The sequence below is a fragment of the Streptomyces sp. NPDC019937 genome (assembly GCF_040631655.1).
Taxonomy (GTDB): Bacteria; Actinomycetota; Actinomycetes; order Streptomycetales; family Streptomycetaceae; genus Streptomyces.
In genome coordinates, this window is sequence record NZ_JBEYAL010000022.1 from 1 (window position 1) to 17,935 (window position 17,935).

At 73.2% G+C, this 17,935-nt stretch carries 17 protein-coding genes; 9 read left to right on the plus strand and 8 right to left on the minus strand.

What is annotated here, in order from left to right; translation table 11 throughout:
• Positions 1–328 (plus strand): ROK family protein (locus ABZ562_RS22285; protein ID WP_361482381.1); only part of this gene is annotated, 328 nt, incomplete at its 5' end.
• Here the strand turns inward: ABZ562_RS22285 and ABZ562_RS22290 are convergent.
• Both ABZ562_RS22290 and ABZ562_RS22295 read right to left on the minus strand, forming a co-directional pair.
• Positions 309–797, minus strand: a complete 489-nt coding sequence (locus tag ABZ562_RS22290; RefSeq protein ID WP_361482384.1) for a GNAT family N-acetyltransferase — start codon at positions 795–797, stop codon at positions 309–311. The two genes, ABZ562_RS22285 and ABZ562_RS22290, sit on opposite strands and share 20 nt — an antisense overlap.
• Before the next feature lie 88 nt (positions 798–885).
• On the minus strand, positions 886–1,746 hold the full coding sequence (locus ABZ562_RS22295; protein WP_361482387.1) for a phosphatidylinositol-specific phospholipase C/glycerophosphodiester phosphodiesterase family protein: 861 nt from the start codon (positions 1,744–1,746) through the stop codon (positions 886–888).
• A gap of 458 nt (positions 1,747–2,204) precedes the next feature.
• Between ABZ562_RS22295 and ABZ562_RS22300 the strand changes: the two genes are divergently transcribed.
• A complete protein-coding gene (locus ABZ562_RS22300; RefSeq protein WP_361482390.1) occupies positions 2,205–3,617 on the plus strand; it encodes a family 2B encapsulin nanocompartment shell protein in 1,413 nt (470 codons plus the stop codon).
• 82 nt (positions 3,618–3,699) lie between these two features.
• Entirely contained in the window at positions 3,700–5,088 is a 1,389-nt protein-coding gene (locus tag ABZ562_RS22305; RefSeq protein WP_361482393.1) for a family 2B encapsulin nanocompartment shell protein, read from the plus strand.
• A gap of 31 nt (positions 5,089–5,119) precedes the next feature.
• On the opposite strand, the gene ABZ562_RS22310 is transcribed toward ABZ562_RS22305, so the two are convergent.
• The 4 genes from ABZ562_RS22310 to ABZ562_RS22325 all read right to left on the minus strand — a co-directional run bounded on the left by ABZ562_RS22310 (position 5,120) and on the right by ABZ562_RS22325 (position 8,843).
• Positions 5,120–5,314, minus strand: coding sequence for a hypothetical protein (locus ABZ562_RS22310; RefSeq protein ID WP_009720740.1), 195 nt, complete (start codon positions 5,312–5,314; stop codon positions 5,120–5,122).
• A 183-nt stretch (positions 5,315–5,497) separates the two neighbouring features.
• Positions 5,498–6,634: an acyl-CoA dehydrogenase family protein gene (locus tag ABZ562_RS22315; protein WP_361482397.1), complete on the minus strand. Its 1,137-nt coding sequence runs from the start codon at positions 6,632–6,634 to the stop codon at positions 5,498–5,500.
• Complete coding sequence (locus ABZ562_RS22320; RefSeq protein ID WP_361482400.1) at positions 6,631–7,842, minus strand: acyl-CoA dehydrogenase family protein; 1,212 nt, start codon at positions 7,840–7,842, stop codon at positions 6,631–6,633. The genes ABZ562_RS22315 and ABZ562_RS22320 overlap by 4 nt, the downstream gene beginning before the upstream one ends.
• Positions 7,839–8,843 (minus strand): NADPH:quinone oxidoreductase family protein, encoded by a 1,005-nt coding sequence (locus ABZ562_RS22325; RefSeq protein WP_361482403.1) that lies wholly within the window; start codon positions 8,841–8,843, stop codon positions 7,839–7,841. Before ABZ562_RS22325 ends, ABZ562_RS22320 begins: the two co-directional genes overlap by 4 nt.
• 410 nt (positions 8,844–9,253) lie before the next feature.
• On the opposite strand from ABZ562_RS22325, the gene egtA reads away from it, so the two are divergent.
• The 6 genes from egtA (at position 9,254) to ABZ562_RS22355 (ending at position 16,198) form a co-directional block, all read left to right on the plus strand.
• Entirely contained in the window at positions 9,254–10,519 is a 1,266-nt protein-coding gene (egtA, locus tag ABZ562_RS22330; protein ID WP_361482406.1) for an ergothioneine biosynthesis glutamate--cysteine ligase EgtA, read from the plus strand.
• A complete protein-coding gene (gene egtB / locus ABZ562_RS22335) occupies positions 10,516–11,850 on the plus strand; it encodes an ergothioneine biosynthesis protein EgtB (protein WP_361482409.1) in 1,335 nt (444 codons plus the stop codon). The genes egtA and egtB overlap by 4 nt, the downstream gene beginning before the upstream one ends.
• Before the next feature lie 54 nt (positions 11,851–11,904).
• Positions 11,905–12,660: an ergothioneine biosynthesis protein EgtC gene (gene egtC / locus ABZ562_RS22340; protein ID WP_361482412.1), complete on the plus strand. Its 756-nt coding sequence runs from the start codon at positions 11,905–11,907 to the stop codon at positions 12,658–12,660.
• Complete coding sequence (gene egtD / locus ABZ562_RS22345) at positions 12,657–13,622, plus strand: L-histidine N(alpha)-methyltransferase (RefSeq protein ID WP_361482415.1); 966 nt, start codon at positions 12,657–12,659, stop codon at positions 13,620–13,622. The genes egtC and egtD overlap by 4 nt, the downstream gene beginning before the upstream one ends.
• Positions 13,623–13,864: 242 nt before the next feature.
• Positions 13,865–15,073 (plus strand): transglycosylase family protein, encoded by a 1,209-nt coding sequence (locus ABZ562_RS22350; protein ID WP_361482417.1) that lies wholly within the window; start codon positions 13,865–13,867, stop codon positions 15,071–15,073.
• 51 nt (positions 15,074–15,124) lie between these two features.
• Positions 15,125–16,198, plus strand: a complete 1,074-nt coding sequence (locus ABZ562_RS22355) for an SGNH/GDSL hydrolase family protein (RefSeq protein WP_361482420.1) — start codon at positions 15,125–15,127, stop codon at positions 16,196–16,198.
• A 10-nt stretch (positions 16,199–16,208) separates the two neighbouring features.
• On the opposite strand, the gene ABZ562_RS22360 is transcribed toward ABZ562_RS22355, so the two are convergent.
• Both ABZ562_RS22360 and ABZ562_RS22365 read right to left on the minus strand, forming a co-directional pair.
• Positions 16,209–17,123, minus strand: coding sequence for an SDR family oxidoreductase (locus ABZ562_RS22360; RefSeq protein ID WP_361482423.1), 915 nt, complete (start codon positions 17,121–17,123; stop codon positions 16,209–16,211).
• Positions 17,120–17,926 carry an SDR family oxidoreductase gene (locus tag ABZ562_RS22365; RefSeq protein WP_361482426.1) on the minus strand — a complete coding sequence of 269 codons (807 nt, stop codon included), beginning with the start codon at positions 17,924–17,926 and terminating at the stop codon, positions 17,120–17,122. Before ABZ562_RS22365 ends, ABZ562_RS22360 begins: the two co-directional genes overlap by 4 nt.
• Positions 17,927–17,935: the final 9 nt, after the last annotated feature.

Sequence of the window (17,935 nt, forward strand, 5' to 3'; positions counted from 1 at the left end):
CGGCGACCGCCGAGTGCGGCGCGCGCTGCGCGGCGCGGGCGCGGCGCTCGGCATCGCGCTGGCCGGGGCTGTGAACCTCCTCGACCCGCGCACGGTGGTGCTCGGGGGCGCGCTGACCCCGCTCGCGCCCTGGCTGCTGCCCGCCATGGAGCGGGAGTTGGCGCTGCGGGTCGCGGACCCGGCGCGCTCCGGTCAGGGCGCGGTGACGGTCTCGCGGCTGGGTTCCGACGGTCCGCTGCTCGGCGCGGCGCACTCCGTGGTGCAGGCCGTCCTCGACGATCCGGCGGGGCTCAGGGAGGCGGCCGCGGTCACAGGAAGCGGTGCATGACGTGCAGCCCGACGTAGCCCTCCGCCGGATGGTGGAACGCCTTGGGGACGGTGCCCACCACCTCGAATCCCAGTGAGCGCCACAGCGCGACCGCCCGGGTGTTGGCCTCCACCACGGCGTTGAACTGCATCGCCTGGTAGCCCTCGGCGCGCGCCCACTCCAGGACGTGTTCGCCGAGGGCGCGGCCGACGCCGCCCCCGGCGCTCTCGGGCGCCACCATGAAACTGGCACCCGCCACGTGCGCGCCGGGCCCCATCTGGTTGGGGTTCATCTTGGCCGAGCCGAGCACCGCGCCGTCGGCGTCGGTGGCGACGACGGTGCGGCCCGGGGGCGTCAGCATCCAGATCTCGCGGGCCCGGCGCTCGTCCAGGTCGCGCGGATAGGTGTAGGTCTCGCCCGCGGCGACGATGCGGTGCAGGAAGGGCCAGATCGCGGGCCAGTCCTCGGGGGTGGCGGTCCTGATGAGCATGACGGCCAGCATGACGGTGCGGGCCGGCGTTCCGCGAACCGATTTCCGCGCGTCCGCCGGGCCCGTCCGCCGGGATCCCCGTGCCGCGTCAGTGCGCGCCGCGCAGGAAGTCCTCCAGACCCGCCAGGTCATCGGTGTTGAGGTAGTCGACGTGCGCGGCCAGCAGCTCGCGCCAGACGGCGTCGCGCGCCGGGCCCGCCAGGTCGGGGGTGGCCCAGAAGCGCACCTTCTGCCGGGCCGCGCGGGCGGCGACGGTGATCTGGTACAGCTTCTCCCGCTCCTCCGCCGGCATCGGGCCGACGCCCTGCCAGGTGAAGGTCTTCGTCCAGTCGGCGCTGACGAGCGGGATGAAGGAGGCGGGCACGCCGGTGCCCATGTCCTCCAGCCGCCCGTCGTAGAAGGCGTGGCGCACCTTCTCGGCCTCCATGGGGGCGCGTGCTCCGCGGTCGCCCGATATGACGGCGGTCACCGCGCCGCGCCGCACCCGGCCGCCGACGCCGCCGTAGGCGGTGCTGAGCATCCGGCTGTAGCGGCGCAGCCGCTTGGTGAGTTCGAGGTAGGTGGCCTCGCCGGGGGTCTTGATGTCGATCAGCAGTTGCAGCGAGAGGTCGTAGCCGCGGTAGACCCGGCCGCCGTTGGCGGTGACGCGCTGGAAGAGCGGGTCGAGGTAGAGGGACTCCAGCGTGCGGGTGGGGTCGAGTTCGGTCGCGTCGTGGGCGATCAGCAACTGGCCGTCCACCAGCCAGATGTCGGCCTCGACGCTGCCGAAGCCGTGCGACAGGGCGTCGGTGAGCGGGTGCGGGTGCTCGTAGTCGTTGTGCGCGTGGGCTCTGGCCAGCGGCGGCTTGGGCCGTGGGCCGGTTGAGTCCGCGAACGCCGGGGCGGCGGCGCCGCCCGCGAGTGCGGCTCCGAGGGTGACGACAAAGGCGCGGCGTGTACGGCGGACCATGGGGCCTCCCGGCTCTCGTTCCGGCGTGGTGCCGGATTGCGCGTTCGGACGCCAGTGAGTATCGGGGGGCGGCGGGCCCCGTGGGCAGGGGCGTGCGAAGAGTTCGGCAGGTGGTCCCCGGCCATTTCCACGGCGTTCCCGCGATCCGGGCGGCGGGCGGCGACGTCCGGTGGCGGCGGGATCGGACGTCGGAGCACATCGACGCCCGCGCGCCGCGTTTCGCCCCAAGCGCCGTCATCGCGCCGGGTGTCGCATACCGGGCCCGGACATCTCGCTCGCCCCGCTGACCGAACGGCCGCCCAGAATGGGAGCGGAGTATTCACCCGCCGCTAATTCCGCAAACCCCTGATGGCGCACTCTTTTGAGTGAATGCACCGTCCAAAGTCCGCTGCTAGCTTGGCAGTTGCTCGAGCGGAATATCTCTTCAAGTCCGTATCAGGGATGGGTGAGCATTCACGATGACGACGTCCGTTGAATCAGGTTCCGGTATCGGCAATCCGCAGCCGCCCACCAGTCTGGGTACGGAGGCGGCACGGAATCTGGCGACGACGACAAAGTCCGTGCCGCAGATGCAGGGCATCACCTCGCGGTGGCTGCTGCGCATGCTGCCGTGGGTGCAGGTGCCGGGTGGCTCGTACCGGGTGAACCGCCGGGCGTCGCACACGCTCGGCGACGGGCGGGTGGAGTTCACCACCACCGGATCGTCGGTGCGCGTCATCCCCGTCGAGCTGCGCGAGCTGCCGCTGCTGCGCGCCTTCGAGGACACCGCCGTGCTGGAGGCGCTGGCGGACCGCTTCACCCAGCGCGAGTTCGCCCCCGGAGAGCTGCTGGTGGAGGCCGGTCACCCGGCCGACGAGCTGGTCCTGCTCGCCCATGGCAAGGTCGACAAGCTGGCCGAGGGGGCGTTCGACGAGCCCTCGGTGGTCGGCTCGGCCGCCGGCGGCGACCACTTCGGCGAGCGGGAGTTGGCCGCCGCCGAGCCCGGCACCTGGGGCATCACCGTCAAGGCGATCACCTCCTGTACCGCGCTGACCCTGTCCCGGCAGGAGTTCGAGGAGCAGCTGGACCGGTCCCGGAGCTTGCGGGCGCATGTGGAGGCGGTGCGCTCGGCGCCGGCTGCCGCGCAGAACGAGCACGGTGAGGCGGCCATCGAGCTGACCTCGGGGCACGTGGGCGAACCGGCCCTGCCGGGGACGTTCGCGGAGTACGAGCTGAAGCCGCGGGAATACGAGCTGAGCGTCGCCCAGACGGTCCTGCGCGTCCACACCCGCGTCGCCGACCTCTACAACGAGCCGATGGACCAGGTCGAGCAGCAGCTCCGGCTGACCATCGAGGCCCTGCGGGAGCGTCAGGAGCACGAGCTCGTCAACAACGCCGAGATCGGTCTGCTGCACAACGCCGACCTCTCCCAGCGCATCCACACCCGCGGCGGCCCGCCCACCCCCGACGACCTCGACGCGCTTCTGTCCACCGTCTGGAAGGACCCGGGGCTGATCCTGGCCCACCCGCGGGCCATCGCCGCCATCGGCCGGCAGCTGAACAGCCGCGGCATCGTGCCCCAGCACGCGGAGGTGGACGGGCACGCGGTGCCGGCCTGGCGCGGGGTGCCCATCTTCCCGTGCGACAAGATCCCGGTGACCCGCAGCGGGGTCAGCTCGATCCTGGCGCTGCGCACCGGCGAGGAGAACCAGGGCGTCATCGGCCTCCACCGGACCGGAATTCCGGATGAATACCAGCCGAGCCTTTCCGTCCGGTTCATGGGAATCAACGACCAGGCCATCATCTCCTACCTCGTCAGCGCCTACTATTCCGCGGCCGTCCTGGTCCCGGACGCGCTCGGAATCCTGGAGAACGTGGAAATCGGACTCTGACGGCCCGGCGGCCACGCCACCGGCCGCCCGCACGGCCTTCCCGTAACGCCCCTACATCTACCGAAATGGGTGATGAACACAGATGACCACCTCCGTGGAGTCCGGTGAGCAGCCGCAGAGTCTGGGAACGGCTGCCGCCCGGAATCTGGCGACCACGACCAAGTCCGTGCCGCAGATGCAGGCCGTCTCCTCCCGGTGGCTGCTGCGCGTGCTGCCGTGGGTCCAGGTGTCGGCCGGTACGTACCGGGTGAACCGGCGGCTCAGCTACACGGTCGGGGACGGGCGGATCGAGTTCATCAGCACCGGATCCGAGGTGCGGGTGATTCCGCCCGAGCTGGGTGAGCTGCCGACGCTGCGCGGCTTCGGCGACACCGCGGTGCTGGAGACGCTGGCGGACGGCTGCGTGCAGCGGGAGTACGCGCCCGGCGATGTGCTGGTCGAGGCGGGGCGCCCGGCCGACCAGGTGTTCCTCATCGCCCACGGCAAGGTCCGGCAGATCGCGCCCGGGGCGTACGACGAGGGCACGGCGCTGGGGCTGCTGGCCGACGGGGAATTCTTCGGCGACTCGGTGCTGACCGGGCCGGAGGGCACCTGGGAGTTCACCGCGCGGGCCGTCACCCGGACCACGGTGCTCACCCTCCCCCGCCGGGTCTTCCAGGAGGCCGCCGACCGGTCCGAAGCGCTGCGCGGCCACCTCCGGGAGGCGTCCGAGCGGAGCGCGCCCGCGCAGAACCGGAAGGGTGAGGCCGATATCGCGGTCACCTCCGGCCACGCCGGGGAGCCGACGCTGCCGGGGACGTTCGCGGAGTACGAGCTGAAGCCGCGGGAGTACGAGCTGAGCGTCGCCCAGACCATTCTGCGTGTCCACACCCGCGTCTCCGACCTCTACAACGAGCCGATGAACCAGACCGAGGAGCAGCTCCGGCTGACCATCCAGGCGCTGCGCGAGCGTCAGGAGCACGAGCTGGTCAACAACAAGGAATTCGGTCTGCTGCACAACGCGGCGCTCTCCCAGCGCATCCACACCCGCAGCGGCCCGCCGACTCCGGACGATCTGGACGAGCTGCTGTCCCGCCGCCGCAAGACGCAGTATCTGCTGGCGCATCCGCGCACCATCGCCGCCTTCGGCCGCGAGTGCAGCAGCCGGGGGCTGTATCCGCAGGGCGCCGAGGTGGCGGGGGTCGCGGTGCGCGCCTGGCGCGGGGTGCCGCTGCTGCCCTGCAACAAGATCCCGGTGAGCGAGTCCGGCACCAGTTCGATCCTCGCGATGCGCACCGGGGAGGAGAGCCAGGGCGTCATCGGTCTGCACCAGACGGGCATCCCGGACGAGTACGAGCCCAGTCTCAACGTGCGGTTCATGGGCATCAACGACCAAGCCGTGACGTCGTATCTGGTGAGCGCCTACTACTCGGCGGCGGTTCTCGTGCCCGACGCCCTGGGCGTGCTGGAGGACGTCGAGATCGGCCGCTGAGCGGTGGCCGTACCGCGGTCGCGGGCGCCGGTCAGGGGCGGACGCTGCTGACCACGTCCGCGGTCGCGGACAGCCCCTCGGAGATGGTCGGGGCGATGCTGCTGCTCGCCAGGTAGAAGCCCAGGGTGACGCAGACCAGGGCATGCGAGACGCGCAGCCCGCCGCTGCGCAGGAAGACCACCGCCAGGATCAGCAGGAGCAGGACCACGGAGATCGAAATGGCCATGGGGAGCCTCCTGGGCCGCTTCAGGGGATCGGGATCCGGCCGTCAGTGTGGCCCAGAATCGCCCTGAATCCCCTCAAAGCGGGTACTCCACACGAGTGCCGATTTCCCGTTCGACCTCCGGATGCCGCTGACGCCCGGTGAATCCGGCCCCCTCGTGGGGCGGATCCACCGGGCGCCGGCCGGTCAGCCGGTGGGGGCCGGGAGGTCCACCAGGGCGGCGAGCGCCTGGCGGTGGCGGCCGGGGGTGCCGAGCAGGGTCTCGGCGCTCTTGGCCCGCTTGAGGTAGAGGTGCGCCGGGTGCTCCCAGGTCATGCCGATGCCGCCGTGCAGCTGCACGCACTCCTCCGCCGCGTGCACGGCCACCTGCCCGCAGTACGCCTGCGCCACGGCCACCGCGACCGGGATGTCCGGGCTGTCGGCAGCCAGCGCGTCGGCGGCGTGCCGGGCGGCGGCGCGGGCCGAGACCAGCTCCAGCCAGAGCGCCGCCATCCGGTGCTTGAGCGCCTGGAACGACCCGACGGGGCGGCCGAACTGATGGCGCTCCTTGGTGTGGCGGACGGTCTCGGTCAGACACCACTCGGCCACGCCCAGCTGCTCGGAGGCGAGCAGTCCGGCGCCGGTCAGCAGCGCCCGCACGACGACGGCCCGCGCGCGGTCGGGCCCGGCCAGCCGGCGCGCGGGGGCGCCGGTGAGGGTCACCGCGGCGATGGGGCGGGTGAGGTCGAGCGAGGTCAGGGGCTCCACGGAGACGCTGGCCTCCGTGGTCTCCACGGCGTACAGGCGGTATCCCTCCGGTCCGTCGGCGGGGACGAGCAGCACATCGGCGCCCGCCGCGCCCGCGACATGGGGGATCCGTCCGCTGAGCGTCCCGTCGCCGTCCACCCGCACGGTCGCGGCCGGGGCGCCGTCGCCGGGCGTGGTGGCAGCCGGAACCGCCAGCGCGCCGACCGTGCGGCCTTCGGCGAGGCCGCCGAGCAGCCGCGCCACGGCGGCCTCGCCGGTGTCGCAGCCCAGCACGGCGCCGACCGCGAGGACGGCGCTGGTGAGGTACGGCACGGGGGCGACGGCCCGGCCCAGCTCCTCCATCACGACCGCCGCCTCGCGCGCGGTGGCGCCCTGTCCGCCGAGCTTGTCGGGCACGAGCAGCCCCGCCGTGCCCATCTCGGTGCCCAGCGAGCGCCACAGCCCGGGGTCGTGTGCCCGGCCGCTCTCGGCCTCGGACAGCACGGCGCCGGGCGGGCAGCGGTCGGCGAGCAGCGAGCGCACGGCCGCGCGCAGATCGTCCTCGGCCTCGGTGTAGAGCAGGTCCGGGGTGCTCATCGGGGCAGTTCCTTCCAGGGGACGTCCTTGTCGGTCCGCGGCTCGGGCGGCAGGCCCAGGACGCGTTCGGCGATGATGTTGAGCAGGACCTCGGAGGTGCCGCCCTCGATGGAGTTTCCCTTGGCGCGCAGATAGCGGTAGCCGGCCTCGCGTCCGGTGAAGTCGACGAGTTCGGGGCGGCGCAGCGTCCAGTCGTCGTAGAGCAGGCCCTCCTCCCCCAGCAGTTCGACCTCCAGGGCACTCAGCTCCTGGTTGAGCCGGGCGAAGGCGAGCTTCATGGCCGAGCCCTCGGGGCCGGGCTGACCGACGGCGAGCTGCTGGCCCAGCCGCTCGCCCGCGAGCCGGGCGGCCTCGGCGTCCACCCACAGCCGCAGCAGCCGCTGGTGCAGATCGTGGGTGCGCAGTTCGGGGCGGTCGCGCCAGGTCCCGGAGACCAGACCGATCATGCCGCCCTCGCGGGGGACGCGGCCGCCGCCGATGGCGACGCGCTCGTTCATCAGGGTGGTCTGAGCGACCCGCCAGCCCTCGCCGATCTCGCCGAGGCGGCGGCTGTCGGGGATGCGTACGCCGGTCAGGAAGACCTCGTTGAACTCGGCCTCGCCGGTGATCTGGCGCAGCGGCCGGACCTCGACACCGGGGTCGGTCATATCGCAGACGAAGTAGCTGATGCCGCGGTGTTTGGGCAGGTCGGGGTCGGTGCGGGCGATGAGGATGGCCCAGCGGGCGAGGTGTGCGCTGGACGTCCAGACCTTCTGCCCGTCGACCACCCAGACGTCGCCGTCGCGCACCGCCCGGGTGGCGAGTGCGGCGAGGTCGGAACCGGCGCCGGGCTCGCTGAACAGCTGGCACCACACCTCCTCGCCGGTCCACAGCGGGCGCAGCAGCCGCTGCCGCTGCTCCTCGGTGCCGAAGCCGAGGATGGTGGGCGCGGCCATGCCGAGACCGATGCCGATGCGGCGGGGGTCGTTGTCGGGCGCCCCGGCGGCCTCGAGTTCGGCGTCCACGACGGCCTGGAGCGAGCGGGGCGCGTCGAGGCCGCCCAGCCCCACCGGGTAGTGCACCCAGGCGAGTCCGGCGTCGAAGCGGGCGCGCAGGAAGTCCAGGCGGTCGGTGGTGGCGGGCGGGTGGGCCTCGAGGAGCGCGCGGGTGCGGCGCCGCAGCCCGTCGGCCGTGGTGTCGTGTGCGGTGGTGTTCCCGGGAGTGCTCATCGGGCGCCCCCCTCGGGCTGTCCGGGGACGACCACGAGACGGCCGGTGGTCACGCCGTCGGCGACGCGCTGGACGGCGTCCGCGGCTCCTGCCATCGGCACCCGCTCGCTGACCAGCGGCTTGATGGCGCCCTGGGCGGCGAGCTTGGTCAGCTCGTCGTGGCAGGCGCGGATCGCGGCCGGGTCGTAGGTGTTGTAGAGGCCCCAGTGGAGGCCGAGGATGGCGTAGTTCTTGACCAGGGCGTGGTTGAGGGCGGCCTGCGGGACGACGCCACTGGCGAAGCCGACCACCACGATCCGGCCCTCGAAGGCGATGCATTTGACGGACTGGGCGAAGGCGTCGCCGCCGACCGGGTCGTAGACGATGTCGGCGCCGCGGCCGCCGGTGGCCTCCTTGACCCCGGCCACGATGTCGTCGGCGCGCCGGTCGAGCACCACGTCGCAGCCCAGGTCGCGGGCGACCCGGGCCTTGTCCTCGCCGCCGACGACGCCGATCACCCGCGCCCCGGCCGCCTTGCCGAGCTGGACGGCGGCGCTGCCGACGCCGCCCGCGGCGGCGTGCACCAGCAGGGTGTCACCGGCCCGCAGTCCGGCCCGGCGGTGCAGGCCGAACCAGCCCGTCTGGTAGCCGATGTGCAGGGCCGCGGCCTGGGCGTCGTCCAGCGCGTCCGGCGCGGGCAGCACGGTGGCCGCGTTCACGGTGACGTACTCGGCGAAGCCGCCCGCGGGGAGCGTGGGGGTGGCCAGGACGCGCGCGCCCACCTCGCCCCGCGCCCCCTCGCCGACGGCGGCGATCTCGCCGCACAGCTCGACGCCCGGGGTGAACGGCAGCGGTGGCCGCACCTGGTAGTGGCCGCGGCACAGCAGGGCGTCCGGGAAGTTGACGTCGACGGCGCGGACCCGCAGGAGCAGTTCCCCGGGACCGGCCACCGGATCCGGCACGTCGTCGAGGCGCATCACCTCACGCGGCTCGCCATTGTCGTGCACTCGCCATGCCTGCATCCGGTGGCCTCCAGAAGCTTTCGATAGGGGCGCGGTAGGGGGTGTCTTGCCGATCATGCCGGGCTCCCGACGCCTGGCACGGCACCTCGCGGCCCCGCGCTCGTCGCACGCAGCGCCGCTGCGCTCTCCTCACGCGGGTTGCGAGGCACCGCACCAGACGCCGCTCGCTGATCCAGCCTGATCAACAAGACACCCCCTCACGCGTCGGGGCGCACATACTAACCAGTCGGTAGGAACAGGGGAACCGGCTCGTACGGAGGCTTCAGCCATCCTGCCTTCCCCACCCGGCGCCCGGTGAACTCTTGTGCAACTCTGGAGGCACCCTTGAGCCCGGGACCTCGAGAGACAAGAGTGGGCGCCGACATATCGGTTCGTATCGCAGCGATCCGATGGCCGGAACGGGACGGGAGATGACGACTGTGCCCGACAGCAAGGCGATCGACGAGGCCGAGATGGAGGCCAGACTCCACGGCATCTGTTTCAAGACCGGTCCCCCGCGACGCATCGGCGTCGAGCTCGAATGGTTCATGTACGACCCGCACGACCCCGCACGACCCGTCGAGGCGGCCCGGCTGGAAGCCGCGGTCACCGCGCTGCGCGGACTGCGCCTCAGCTCCGCGCTCACCTTCGAACCCGGCGGTCAGCTGGAGCTCAGCTCCCTCCCGGCCGACTCCCTCACCGCGTGCGTGGAGTCCGCCGCCGCCGATCTGGTCCTCGTCCGCGCGCTCCTCGCCGAGCTGGGCCTCGGCATCGCCGGGCATGGACACGACCCCTGGCGCCCGCCGCGCAGGATCCTCACCACACCCCGCTACGAGTCCATGGAGGCCTATTTCAACCGCCGGGGACCGGCGGGGCGCTCCATGATGTGCAACACCGCCTCCGTGCAGGTCTGCGTGGACGCCGGGCACGAGGAGCCCGGTCCGCTGGGCCTCGGGCGGCGCTGGCGGCTGGCCCATCTGCTGGGCGCGGTGCTGACCGCCGCGTTCGCCAACTCTCCGCTGCGCGAGGGCCGCCCGACCGGCTTCCGGTCCACCCGGCAGGCGCTGTGGGCGGCGATGGACCCCGGGCGCACGCTCGCCCCGCCCGACGGCAGGGATCCGCGCGCCGCCTGGACCGGGTACGTCCTGGACGCGCCCGTGATGGCCATCCGGGACGACGGCACGCGCTGGGCGGTGCCGGACGGCCTCACCTTCCGTCAGTGGGCCCGGACCGGTCTGCCGCGGCCGCCCACCCAGGACGATCTCGACTTCCATGTCTCGACCCTCTTTCCGCCCGTCCGCCCGCGCGGCCACCTCGAACTGCGCATGATCGACGCGCAGAGCGGCGACGACGGATGGATCGTGCCGCTCGCCGTGACCGTGGCGCTCTTCGACGACCCCCAGGCCGCGGAGACCGTCTACCGCGTGGTGAAACCGCTCGCCGAGACGGCGGGCGCCCGGCCCGCGCCGTGCAGCCCGCTGTGGATGGCGGCGACCCGTGACGCCCTGACCGACCCCGAGCTGCGCGCCGCCGCCATGGCCTGCTTCGACGCGGCGCTGGAGGCGCTGCCCCGGATCGGGGCCTCCCCCGCCGTCGTATCCGCCGTCGCCGGCTTCGCCGACCGGTATGTCGCCCGCGGCCGATGTCCGGCCGACGATTTGCTCGCCTCCCTTCCCGGGAAGGAGGAACGGTCATGACCGCTTCCGGCCCCGCACTCGACCCCGAGGCGCTGCGGCAGCGCGCCGAATCGGTTCTGCGTACCGCGCGCGACCGTACCCACACCCTCACCACCTGCGTGGACGAACACGACCTCACCGCCCAGCACTCCCCCCTGATGTCGCCGCTGGTCTGGGACCTGGCGCACATCGGCAACCAGGAGGAGCAGTGGCTGCTGCGCGCCGTCGGCGGCCAGGACGCCCTGCGCCCCGAGATCGACTCGGTGTACGACGCGTTCGAGCATCCGCGCGCGACACGCCCCACGCTGCCACTGCTGGCGCCCGCCGAGGCCCGCGGCTATGTCGCGGACGTCCGCGACCGGGTGCTCGACGTCCTGGAGCGGACCGAGCTGCGCGGCGCCCCGCTCGTCGACGCGGCCTTCGCCTTCGGCATGATCGCCCAGCATGAGCAGCAGCACGACGAGACCATGCTCATCACCCATCAGCTGCGCCGCGGCCCGGCCGCTCTCACCGCCCCGCCGCCGCCCGACACCTCAGGCGGCGCCCTGCCGGACGAGGTGCTGGTCCCCGGCGGCCCGTTCACCATGGGCACCTCGTCCGAGCCCTGGGCGCTGGACAACGAGCGCCCCGCCTACCACCGGCTGGTGCCGCCCTTCTTCATCGACACCACCCCGGTGACCAACGGCGCGTACGCGCACTTCATCGCCGACGGCGGCTACACCGAGCGGCGCTGGTGGACCGCCGAGGGCTGGGCCCACGTCCAGGAGCAGGCCTTGAGCGCCCCGCTGTTCTGGCGGCGCGAGGGCGGCCAGTGGCTGCGCCGGCGCTTCGGGGTGACCGAGCCGGTGCCGCCACAGGAGCCGGTGGTCCATGTGAGCTGGTACGAGGCGGATGCCTACGCCCGCTGGGCCGGGCGCCGGCTGCCCACCGAGGAGGAGTGGGAGAAGGCCGCCCGCCACGACCCCGGCAGCGGCCGGTCCCGGCGCTACCCCTGGGGCGACGCGGACCCCACCCCCGACCACGCCAACCTGGGCCAGCGCCATCTGCGGCCCGCACCGGCGGGCAGCTATCCGCAGGGCGCCTCGCCGCTGGGCGTACGGCAGCTGATCGGGGACGTGTGGGAGTGGACGTCGAGCGACTTCCTGCCCTACCCGGGGTTCACCGTCTTCCCCTACCCCGAGTACTCACAGGTCTTCTTCGGGCCCGCGTACAAGGTGCTGCGCGGCGGCTCGTTCGCCGTGGACGCGGTCGCCTGCCGCGGCACGTTCCGCAACTGGGACCTGCCGATCCGCCGTCAGATCTTCTCGGGCTTCCGCACCGCCCGCGACGCGTCCCCGGCGGAGGTCTCATGAGCGCGCGCCGACGCGCCGGAACGCGACGTACGCGGAGGCTCACCGGAGGCGCCGGTGTGTAGGCATCTGGCGTACCTGGGGCCCGAGAGGCCCATCGGCGAGGTCGTCATCGCACCGGAGCACAGCCTGTTCACGCAGTCCTGGGCGCCGCGGCGGCAGGCGCACGGCACCGTCAACGCCGACGGGTTCGGCGTCGGCTGGTACGCCCCGGGCGACCCGGTGCCCGCGCGCTACCGGCGCGCCGGGCCCATCTGGGGCGACCTGTCGTTCGCCGATCTCGCCCGGGTGGTACGCGCCGAGGCGCTGATGGGGGCGGTGCGGGACGCCACCGAGGCGAGCGCCGACGGCGAGGCGGGCGCCTCGCCCTTCGCCTCCGGCGCCTGGCTGTTCAGCCACAACGGGGCCGTCCGCGGCTGGCCGCACACGCTCGCGGGGCTCGCCACGTCCCTGCCGCCCGCCGATCTGCTCGGGCTGGAGGCGCGCTGCGATTCGGCGCTGGTCTGGGCGCTGACGCTGCACGCGCTGCGGCTGGGCCACGAGCCGGGCGAGGCGCTGGCCCAAACCACCGAGGCGGTGGCCGCCGCCGCCCCCGGTTCGCGGCTCAACCTGCTGCTCATGGACGGCGAGACGATCGCCGCCACCGCCTGGGGCGACACGCTGTGGTACCTGACCGGCCCGGACCGCGCGGTCGTGGTCGCCTCCGAGCCGTACGACGACGATCCGCAGTGGACCGAGGTCCCCGACCGCACGCTGCTCACCGCGACCCGCACCGACGTACTTCTCACCGCACTCAAGGAGGGTTCCGCGTGAGCCCCTTCACCGTCACCCGCACCCTGCCCCCCGACGCCACGGCCGCGGCCCTGCGTGCCGATGTCGCCGAGGGGCTGACCCGCACCCCCAAACAGCTGCCGCCGAAGTGGTTCTACGACGCCCGCGGCAGCGAACTCTTCGAGGAGATCACCCGGCTGCCCGAGTACTACCCGACGCGCGCGGAGCGGGAGATCCTGATCGCGCGCGCGGCGGAGATCGCGGACGCCACCGGCGCCCGGACCCTGATCGAACTGGGCTCCGGGTCCTCCGAGAAGACCCGTCATCTGATCGAGGCGCTGCCGGATCTGCACGCCTACGTCCCGGTGGATGTCAGCGAGAGCGCCCTGGAGTCGGCCGGGCACGCCCTCCTCGCCGACCATCCGGAGCTGACCGTGCACGCGCTGGTCGCCGACTTCCTCGGCGGGCTCACACTGCCCGACGACATCCCGGGGCCGCGCCTGCTGGCGTTCCTCGGCGGCACGATCGGCAATCTGCTGCCGCCCGAGCGGGCGGAGTTCCTGGCCTCGGTGAGCGCCCTGCTGGCGCCGGGTGACGCGCTGCTGCTGGGCACCGACCTGGTCAAGGACGAGGCCACGCTCGTCGCCGCGTACGACGACGCGCAGGGCGTCACCGCGGAGTTCAACAAGAACGTGCTCAGGGTGCTGGACCGCGAACTGGGCGCCGAGCTGGACCCCGCGGACTTCGACCATGTGGCGGTGTGGGACGCCGAGCGGGAGTGGATCGAGATGCGGCTGCGGGCGCGCAAGGACCTCGCCGTGAAGATCCCCGCGCTGGATCTGGCGGTGTCCTTCGCGGCCGGGGAGGAGGTCCGTACCGAGGTGTCCGCGAAGTTCCGGGAGGAGAAGGTGCGCACCGAACTGGCGGCCGCGGGGCTGGAGTCACGGCGCTGGTGGACCGACGCGGAGGGCCGCTTCGCACTGTCCCTGGCGGTACGGGTGTGACCTGTGGGGCCGATGCGACACGGCCTCACCCGCCCGTCACCCTGTGTTCCACTTGAACCACCGACCGAAATCATGTGATGCACATCACATCACCGGAAGAGGGCCGCAGCACAGCGCGCTGTGGCCCTTTTTCGGTGTGAACTCCCTCTTGTTGTGGCCAAATCGGGCCCCTTATGTTTGGCCCGCTTTGGCAGCCCGCCTCACGGGCAGCACCTCACAGGCAGCAGGAGAAGGAGCCGTCCATGCCCTTACGGGGACGCCACCGCCGTTACAAGCCCAACCGCATCTCCCGTGCCTCGCTGAGCGTCACGGCGGGCGGCGCCGGCATCGCGCTTCCCCTCGTCGCCGCCGCGGGCGCGAACGCCGCCTCCAGCGAGACCTGGGACAAGGTCGCCCAGTGCGAGTCCACGAACAACTGGGACATCAACAGCGGGAACGGCTTCTACGGCGGGCTGCAGTTCACCCAGAGCACCTGGGAGGCGTACGGCGGCACCGCCTACGCGGCGCGGGCCGATCTGGCCACCAAGGACCAGCAGATCGCGGTCGCCGAGAAGGTGCTCGACGCCCAGGGGCCGCGGGCCTGGCCGGTGTGCTCGGGGAAGGCCGGTCTGGCGCAGGGCGGCGCCGCGCCGCAGAGCGCCCCGAAGATCGTCAAGACGGTGGCCAAGGAGAGTGCGAGCACCTCCGAGCGGGTGCGGCACAGCAAGCCGACGCCCACCAGCCTGCCGGGCAACGCGACCACGAAGTCCGGCCCCTATGTGGTCGTGGGCGGCGACACCCTGTCCCGGATCGCCGACACGCAGGATGTGCGCGGCGGCTGGCAGGCGCTCTACGAGAACAACCGCGCGACGGTGGGCTCCGACCCCGACCTGATCTACCCCGGCCAGAAGCTCTCCCTGAGCGGGACCAAGGCCACGCCGAAGGCCGAGCCCGAGGCGAAGGCCAAGCCCGCAGCGAAGCCCCAGGCCAAGCACAGAGCCCAGGCCAAGGCTCACCACGCCGAGCGGCACGCGAGCAAGTCCGCCGCGAAGCCCGCCGCCGCCACCGGTTTCACCGCTCCCGTCAGCGGCGTCAGCCCCACCACCTCGTACCGGGCGTCCGGGTCCAGCTGGTCGAGCGGCCATCACACCGGCATCGACTTCCCCGTGGGGGTCGGCACCTCGGTGAAGGCCATGGCCACGGGCCAGGTGGTCTCGGCGGGCTGGGCGGACGCGTACGGCTACGAGGTGGTCATCCGGCACCCGGACGGCAAGTACAGCCAGTACGCGCACCTGTCACAGCTGTCGGTGCGGGCCGGGCAGGGCGTCACCGTCGGCCAGCAGATCGGCCGTTCGGGCTCGACCGGGAACACCACCGGCCCGCATCTGCACTTCGAGGTGCGCACCGGGCCCGCCTACGGTTCGGACATCAACCCGCTGAGCTACCTGCGCGCCCACGGCATCAGCATCTGAGCCGCGCTCGCCGCCGCCTCGTTGTCGGTGGGGCGTGCCAGACTCCCTGTCATGCACGACCGGCCCGCCCCGCTCGACATCGGTGACGACGATCCGCGCCTGACCTACCGGGGCGCGGTGTCCCTCCAGCGCGGCCCCGGATGGACGGCTCCCTGGCGGCTGCCGTACGAGGACGCCGCGCTGTACCTCCCCGAGGGCGGGCTGGGGCGGGCCGCGATGCCGTCCGGGGTGCGGGTGACCCTGCGCACCGACAGCTCCTCGCTCGTCTGCCGCTACCAGGCCGATCCCCCGCCGAAGCTGAACGGACCCGAGGAGCGGGCCCGGCTCGATGTGGTGTGCGACGGGCGGCGGACGGCCACGGCCCCTCTGGAGACGCACGGCGGGGACGCGGAGGTCCGGATCGAGGGGCTGCCGGGGCGTATGACGGCGGTCGAGCTGTGGCTGCCGTACTACCACCGGTTCCGGCTGCGGGGGCTGACCCTGGACGCAGGGTCGGCCGTCGAGTCCGAGAGCCGCGACAGCGCGGAGCGGCGGCCGCGCTGGGTCCACTTCGGCAGCTCCATCTCGCAGGGCCGCGGGGCCGCGTCGCCGAGCCGTACCTGGGCCGCCCTGGTGGCGCGCCGTGCCGGCTGGGACCTGACCTCGCTGGCCCTCGGGGCGGCCTGCTGCCTCCAGCCGATGACGGCGCGGCTGATGCGGGACCTCCCGGCCGAGCTGCTCACCATGTGCGTCGGCATCAACATCCAGGCGCTCGGCAGCCACAACCGCGACGCGCTGGCCTCGGCACTCGTCGGCTTCGTGCGCACCGTGCGGGAAGGGCACCCCGACACCCCGTTCGCCGTGATGTCGACCATCACCGCGCCCGAGCGGGAGGAGGTGCCCGGGCCGTCGGGGATGACGATGCGCGAGTGCCGGGCGCACATACGGCGGGCCGTGACGCTGCTGCGCGACCACGGCGACAAGAACCTGCATTACGTCCACGGTCCGCAGGTGTTCGGGCCCAGCTGCGCACGGCTGCTGCTCGAGCCGGAGGGGCTGGACCGGCTGCACCCCTCGGCCGACGGTCACCCGGTCTTCGCCTCCCGGTTCCTGACGGTGCTGCGGCGCGCCGGATGCGTGCCCTGAGTCGGGCGCGTCAGGACGCCCCGTACACCGGCCCCGGCGGCCGGGCACCGGCGAGCAGCTTCGCCGCGGCCTCACCTGCCTCGGCCGGGGTCCAGCGGGCGCCCTTGTCGGCGGTCGGCCCGGGCCGCCAGCCCTCCATGACGGTGATGCGCCCGGCCTCGGCCTCGAAGACCCGTCCGGTGACCCCGGCGCAGGCGGCGGAGCCGAGCCAGACGACGAGCGGGGAGACGTTGCCGGGCGCCATCGCGTCGAACGCGCCGGACTCGTCGGGGGCCGCCATGGTGTCGGCGAAGGTCGACTCCGTCATGCGGGTGCGGGCCGCCGGGGCGACGGCGTTGACCTGGATCCCGTAGCGGCCCAGCTCGGCGGCGGCGACGAGGGTCAGGCCGACGATCCCGGCCTTGGCCGCCGCGTAGTTGCCCTGCCCGACGCTCCCCAGCAGTCCGGCCCCGGAGCTGGTGTTGATCACCCGCGCGGCGGGGGTACGGCCCGCCTTCGCCTCGGCGCGCCAGTGCGCCGCGGCGTGTTTGAGGGGTAGGAAGTGCCCCTTGAGGTGGACGCGGATCACGGCGTCCCAGTCGTCCTCGCCGAGGTTGACGAGCATGCGGTCACGGAGGAATCCGGCGTTGTTGACGAGGGTGTCGAGCCGCCCGTAGGTGTCGAGGGCGGTGGCCACGAGGGAGGCCGCGCCGTCGGCGGTGGCGATGTCGCCCGCGTGGGCCACGGCCCGGCCGCCGTGGGCCCGGATCTCCTCGACCACCTCCTGGGCGGGGCCCGAGGACTCCCCGGCGCCGTCCGGCCCGACGCCGAGGTCGTTCACGACGAGCCGGGCGCCCTCGGCGGCGAAAGCGAGCGCGTGCGCCCGGCCGAGGCCGCGGCCGGCGCCGGTGACGACGGCGACGCGTCCGGTGCAGATGCCTGTCATCCTGTTCCTCCTTCTGCGGATGGTGCGTGCGCCGGCGGCCGTGCCGCCGCCAGGAACGCCGGGCGCTCTCCGCCGCCGTGGACGGCCAGGCTCGCGCCGGTGATGTAGGCCGCGAGATCCGAGGCGAGGAAGACGCACGCGTCACCGGCCTCCGCCGGGTCGGCGAGGCGGCCCAGCGGCACGGTGCGGGACACGGCGGCCACACCGGTGGCGTCGCCGTAGTGCAGATGCGCGAGTTCGGTGTGGACCATGCCGAGGACCAGGGTGTTGACCCGGATCGCGGGGGCCCATTCCACGGCGAGGGTGCGGGCGAGGTTGTCCAGGCCCGCCTTGGCGGCTCCGTAGGCGGCCGTGCCCGGCGAGGGACGGGTGCCGCTGACGCTGCCGATCATCACCATCGATCCGCCGCCGTCCTGATCGCGCATCACCTCATGGGCGCCGAGGGCGACCGTCATCGGGGCGATCAGGTTCAGTTCGACGATCCGCGCGGCGCGGCGCGGGCCGGAGTCGGCCATCAGCCCGTACGGACTGCCTCCGGCGTTGTTGACCAGGACGTCCAGGCGGCCGTAGGTCTCGCGCACCCAGGCGAAGAAGTCCGCGACGGCGGCCGGGTCCCGCACGTCGAGCGGCCGGAAGCGGGCCGTGCGCCCGGCGGCCGCGACCGGATGGTCCGGTGGGCGGCGGGCGCAGACCGCGACCTCGGCACCCGCCGTGAGCAGGGCCCGGGTGATGCCCGCGCCGACGCCACGAGTGCCCCCGGTGACGACGGCGACGCGGCCGGACAGGTCGATGGCGACGGCCATGGCCCTTTC

Bases quoted from the DNA above. Each gene is read 5' to 3' on its own strand.
- ABZ562_RS22290 (WP_361482384.1), bottom strand. From the start codon at position 797: ATGCTCATCAGGACCGCCACCCCCGAGGACTGGCCCGCGATCTGGCCC.
- ABZ562_RS22295 (WP_361482387.1), bottom strand. From the start codon at position 1,746: ATGGTCCGCCGTACACGCCGCGCCTTTGTCGTCACCCTCGGAGCCGCA.
- ABZ562_RS22300 (WP_361482390.1), top strand. From the start codon at position 2,205: ATGACGACGTCCGTTGAATCAGGTTCCGGTATCGGCAATCCGCAGCCG.
- ABZ562_RS22305 (WP_361482393.1), top strand. From the start codon at position 3,700: ATGACCACCTCCGTGGAGTCCGGTGAGCAGCCGCAGAGTCTGGGAACG.
- ABZ562_RS22310 (WP_009720740.1), bottom strand. From the start codon at position 5,314: ATGGCCATTTCGATCTCCGTGGTCCTGCTCCTGCTGATCCTGGCGGTG.
- ABZ562_RS22315 (WP_361482397.1), bottom strand. From the start codon at position 6,634: ATGAGCACCCCGGACCTGCTCTACACCGAGGCCGAGGACGATCTGCGC.
- ABZ562_RS22320 (WP_361482400.1), bottom strand. From the start codon at position 7,842: ATGAGCACTCCCGGGAACACCACCGCACACGACACCACGGCCGACGGG.
- ABZ562_RS22325 (WP_361482403.1), bottom strand. From the start codon at position 8,843: ATGCAGGCATGGCGAGTGCACGACAATGGCGAGCCGCGTGAGGTGATG.
- egtA (WP_361482406.1), top strand. From the start codon at position 9,254: ATGACGACTGTGCCCGACAGCAAGGCGATCGACGAGGCCGAGATGGAG.
- egtB (WP_361482409.1), top strand. From the start codon at position 10,516: ATGACCGCTTCCGGCCCCGCACTCGACCCCGAGGCGCTGCGGCAGCGC.
- ABZ562_RS22350 (WP_361482417.1), top strand. From the start codon at position 13,865: ATGCCCTTACGGGGACGCCACCGCCGTTACAAGCCCAACCGCATCTCC.
- ABZ562_RS22355 (WP_361482420.1), top strand. From the start codon at position 15,125: ATGCACGACCGGCCCGCCCCGCTCGACATCGGTGACGACGATCCGCGC.
- ABZ562_RS22360 (WP_361482423.1), bottom strand. From the start codon at position 17,123: ATGACAGGCATCTGCACCGGACGCGTCGCCGTCGTCACCGGCGCCGGC.
- ABZ562_RS22365 (WP_361482426.1), bottom strand. From the start codon at position 17,926: ATGGCCGTCGCCATCGACCTGTCCGGCCGCGTCGCCGTCGTCACCGGG.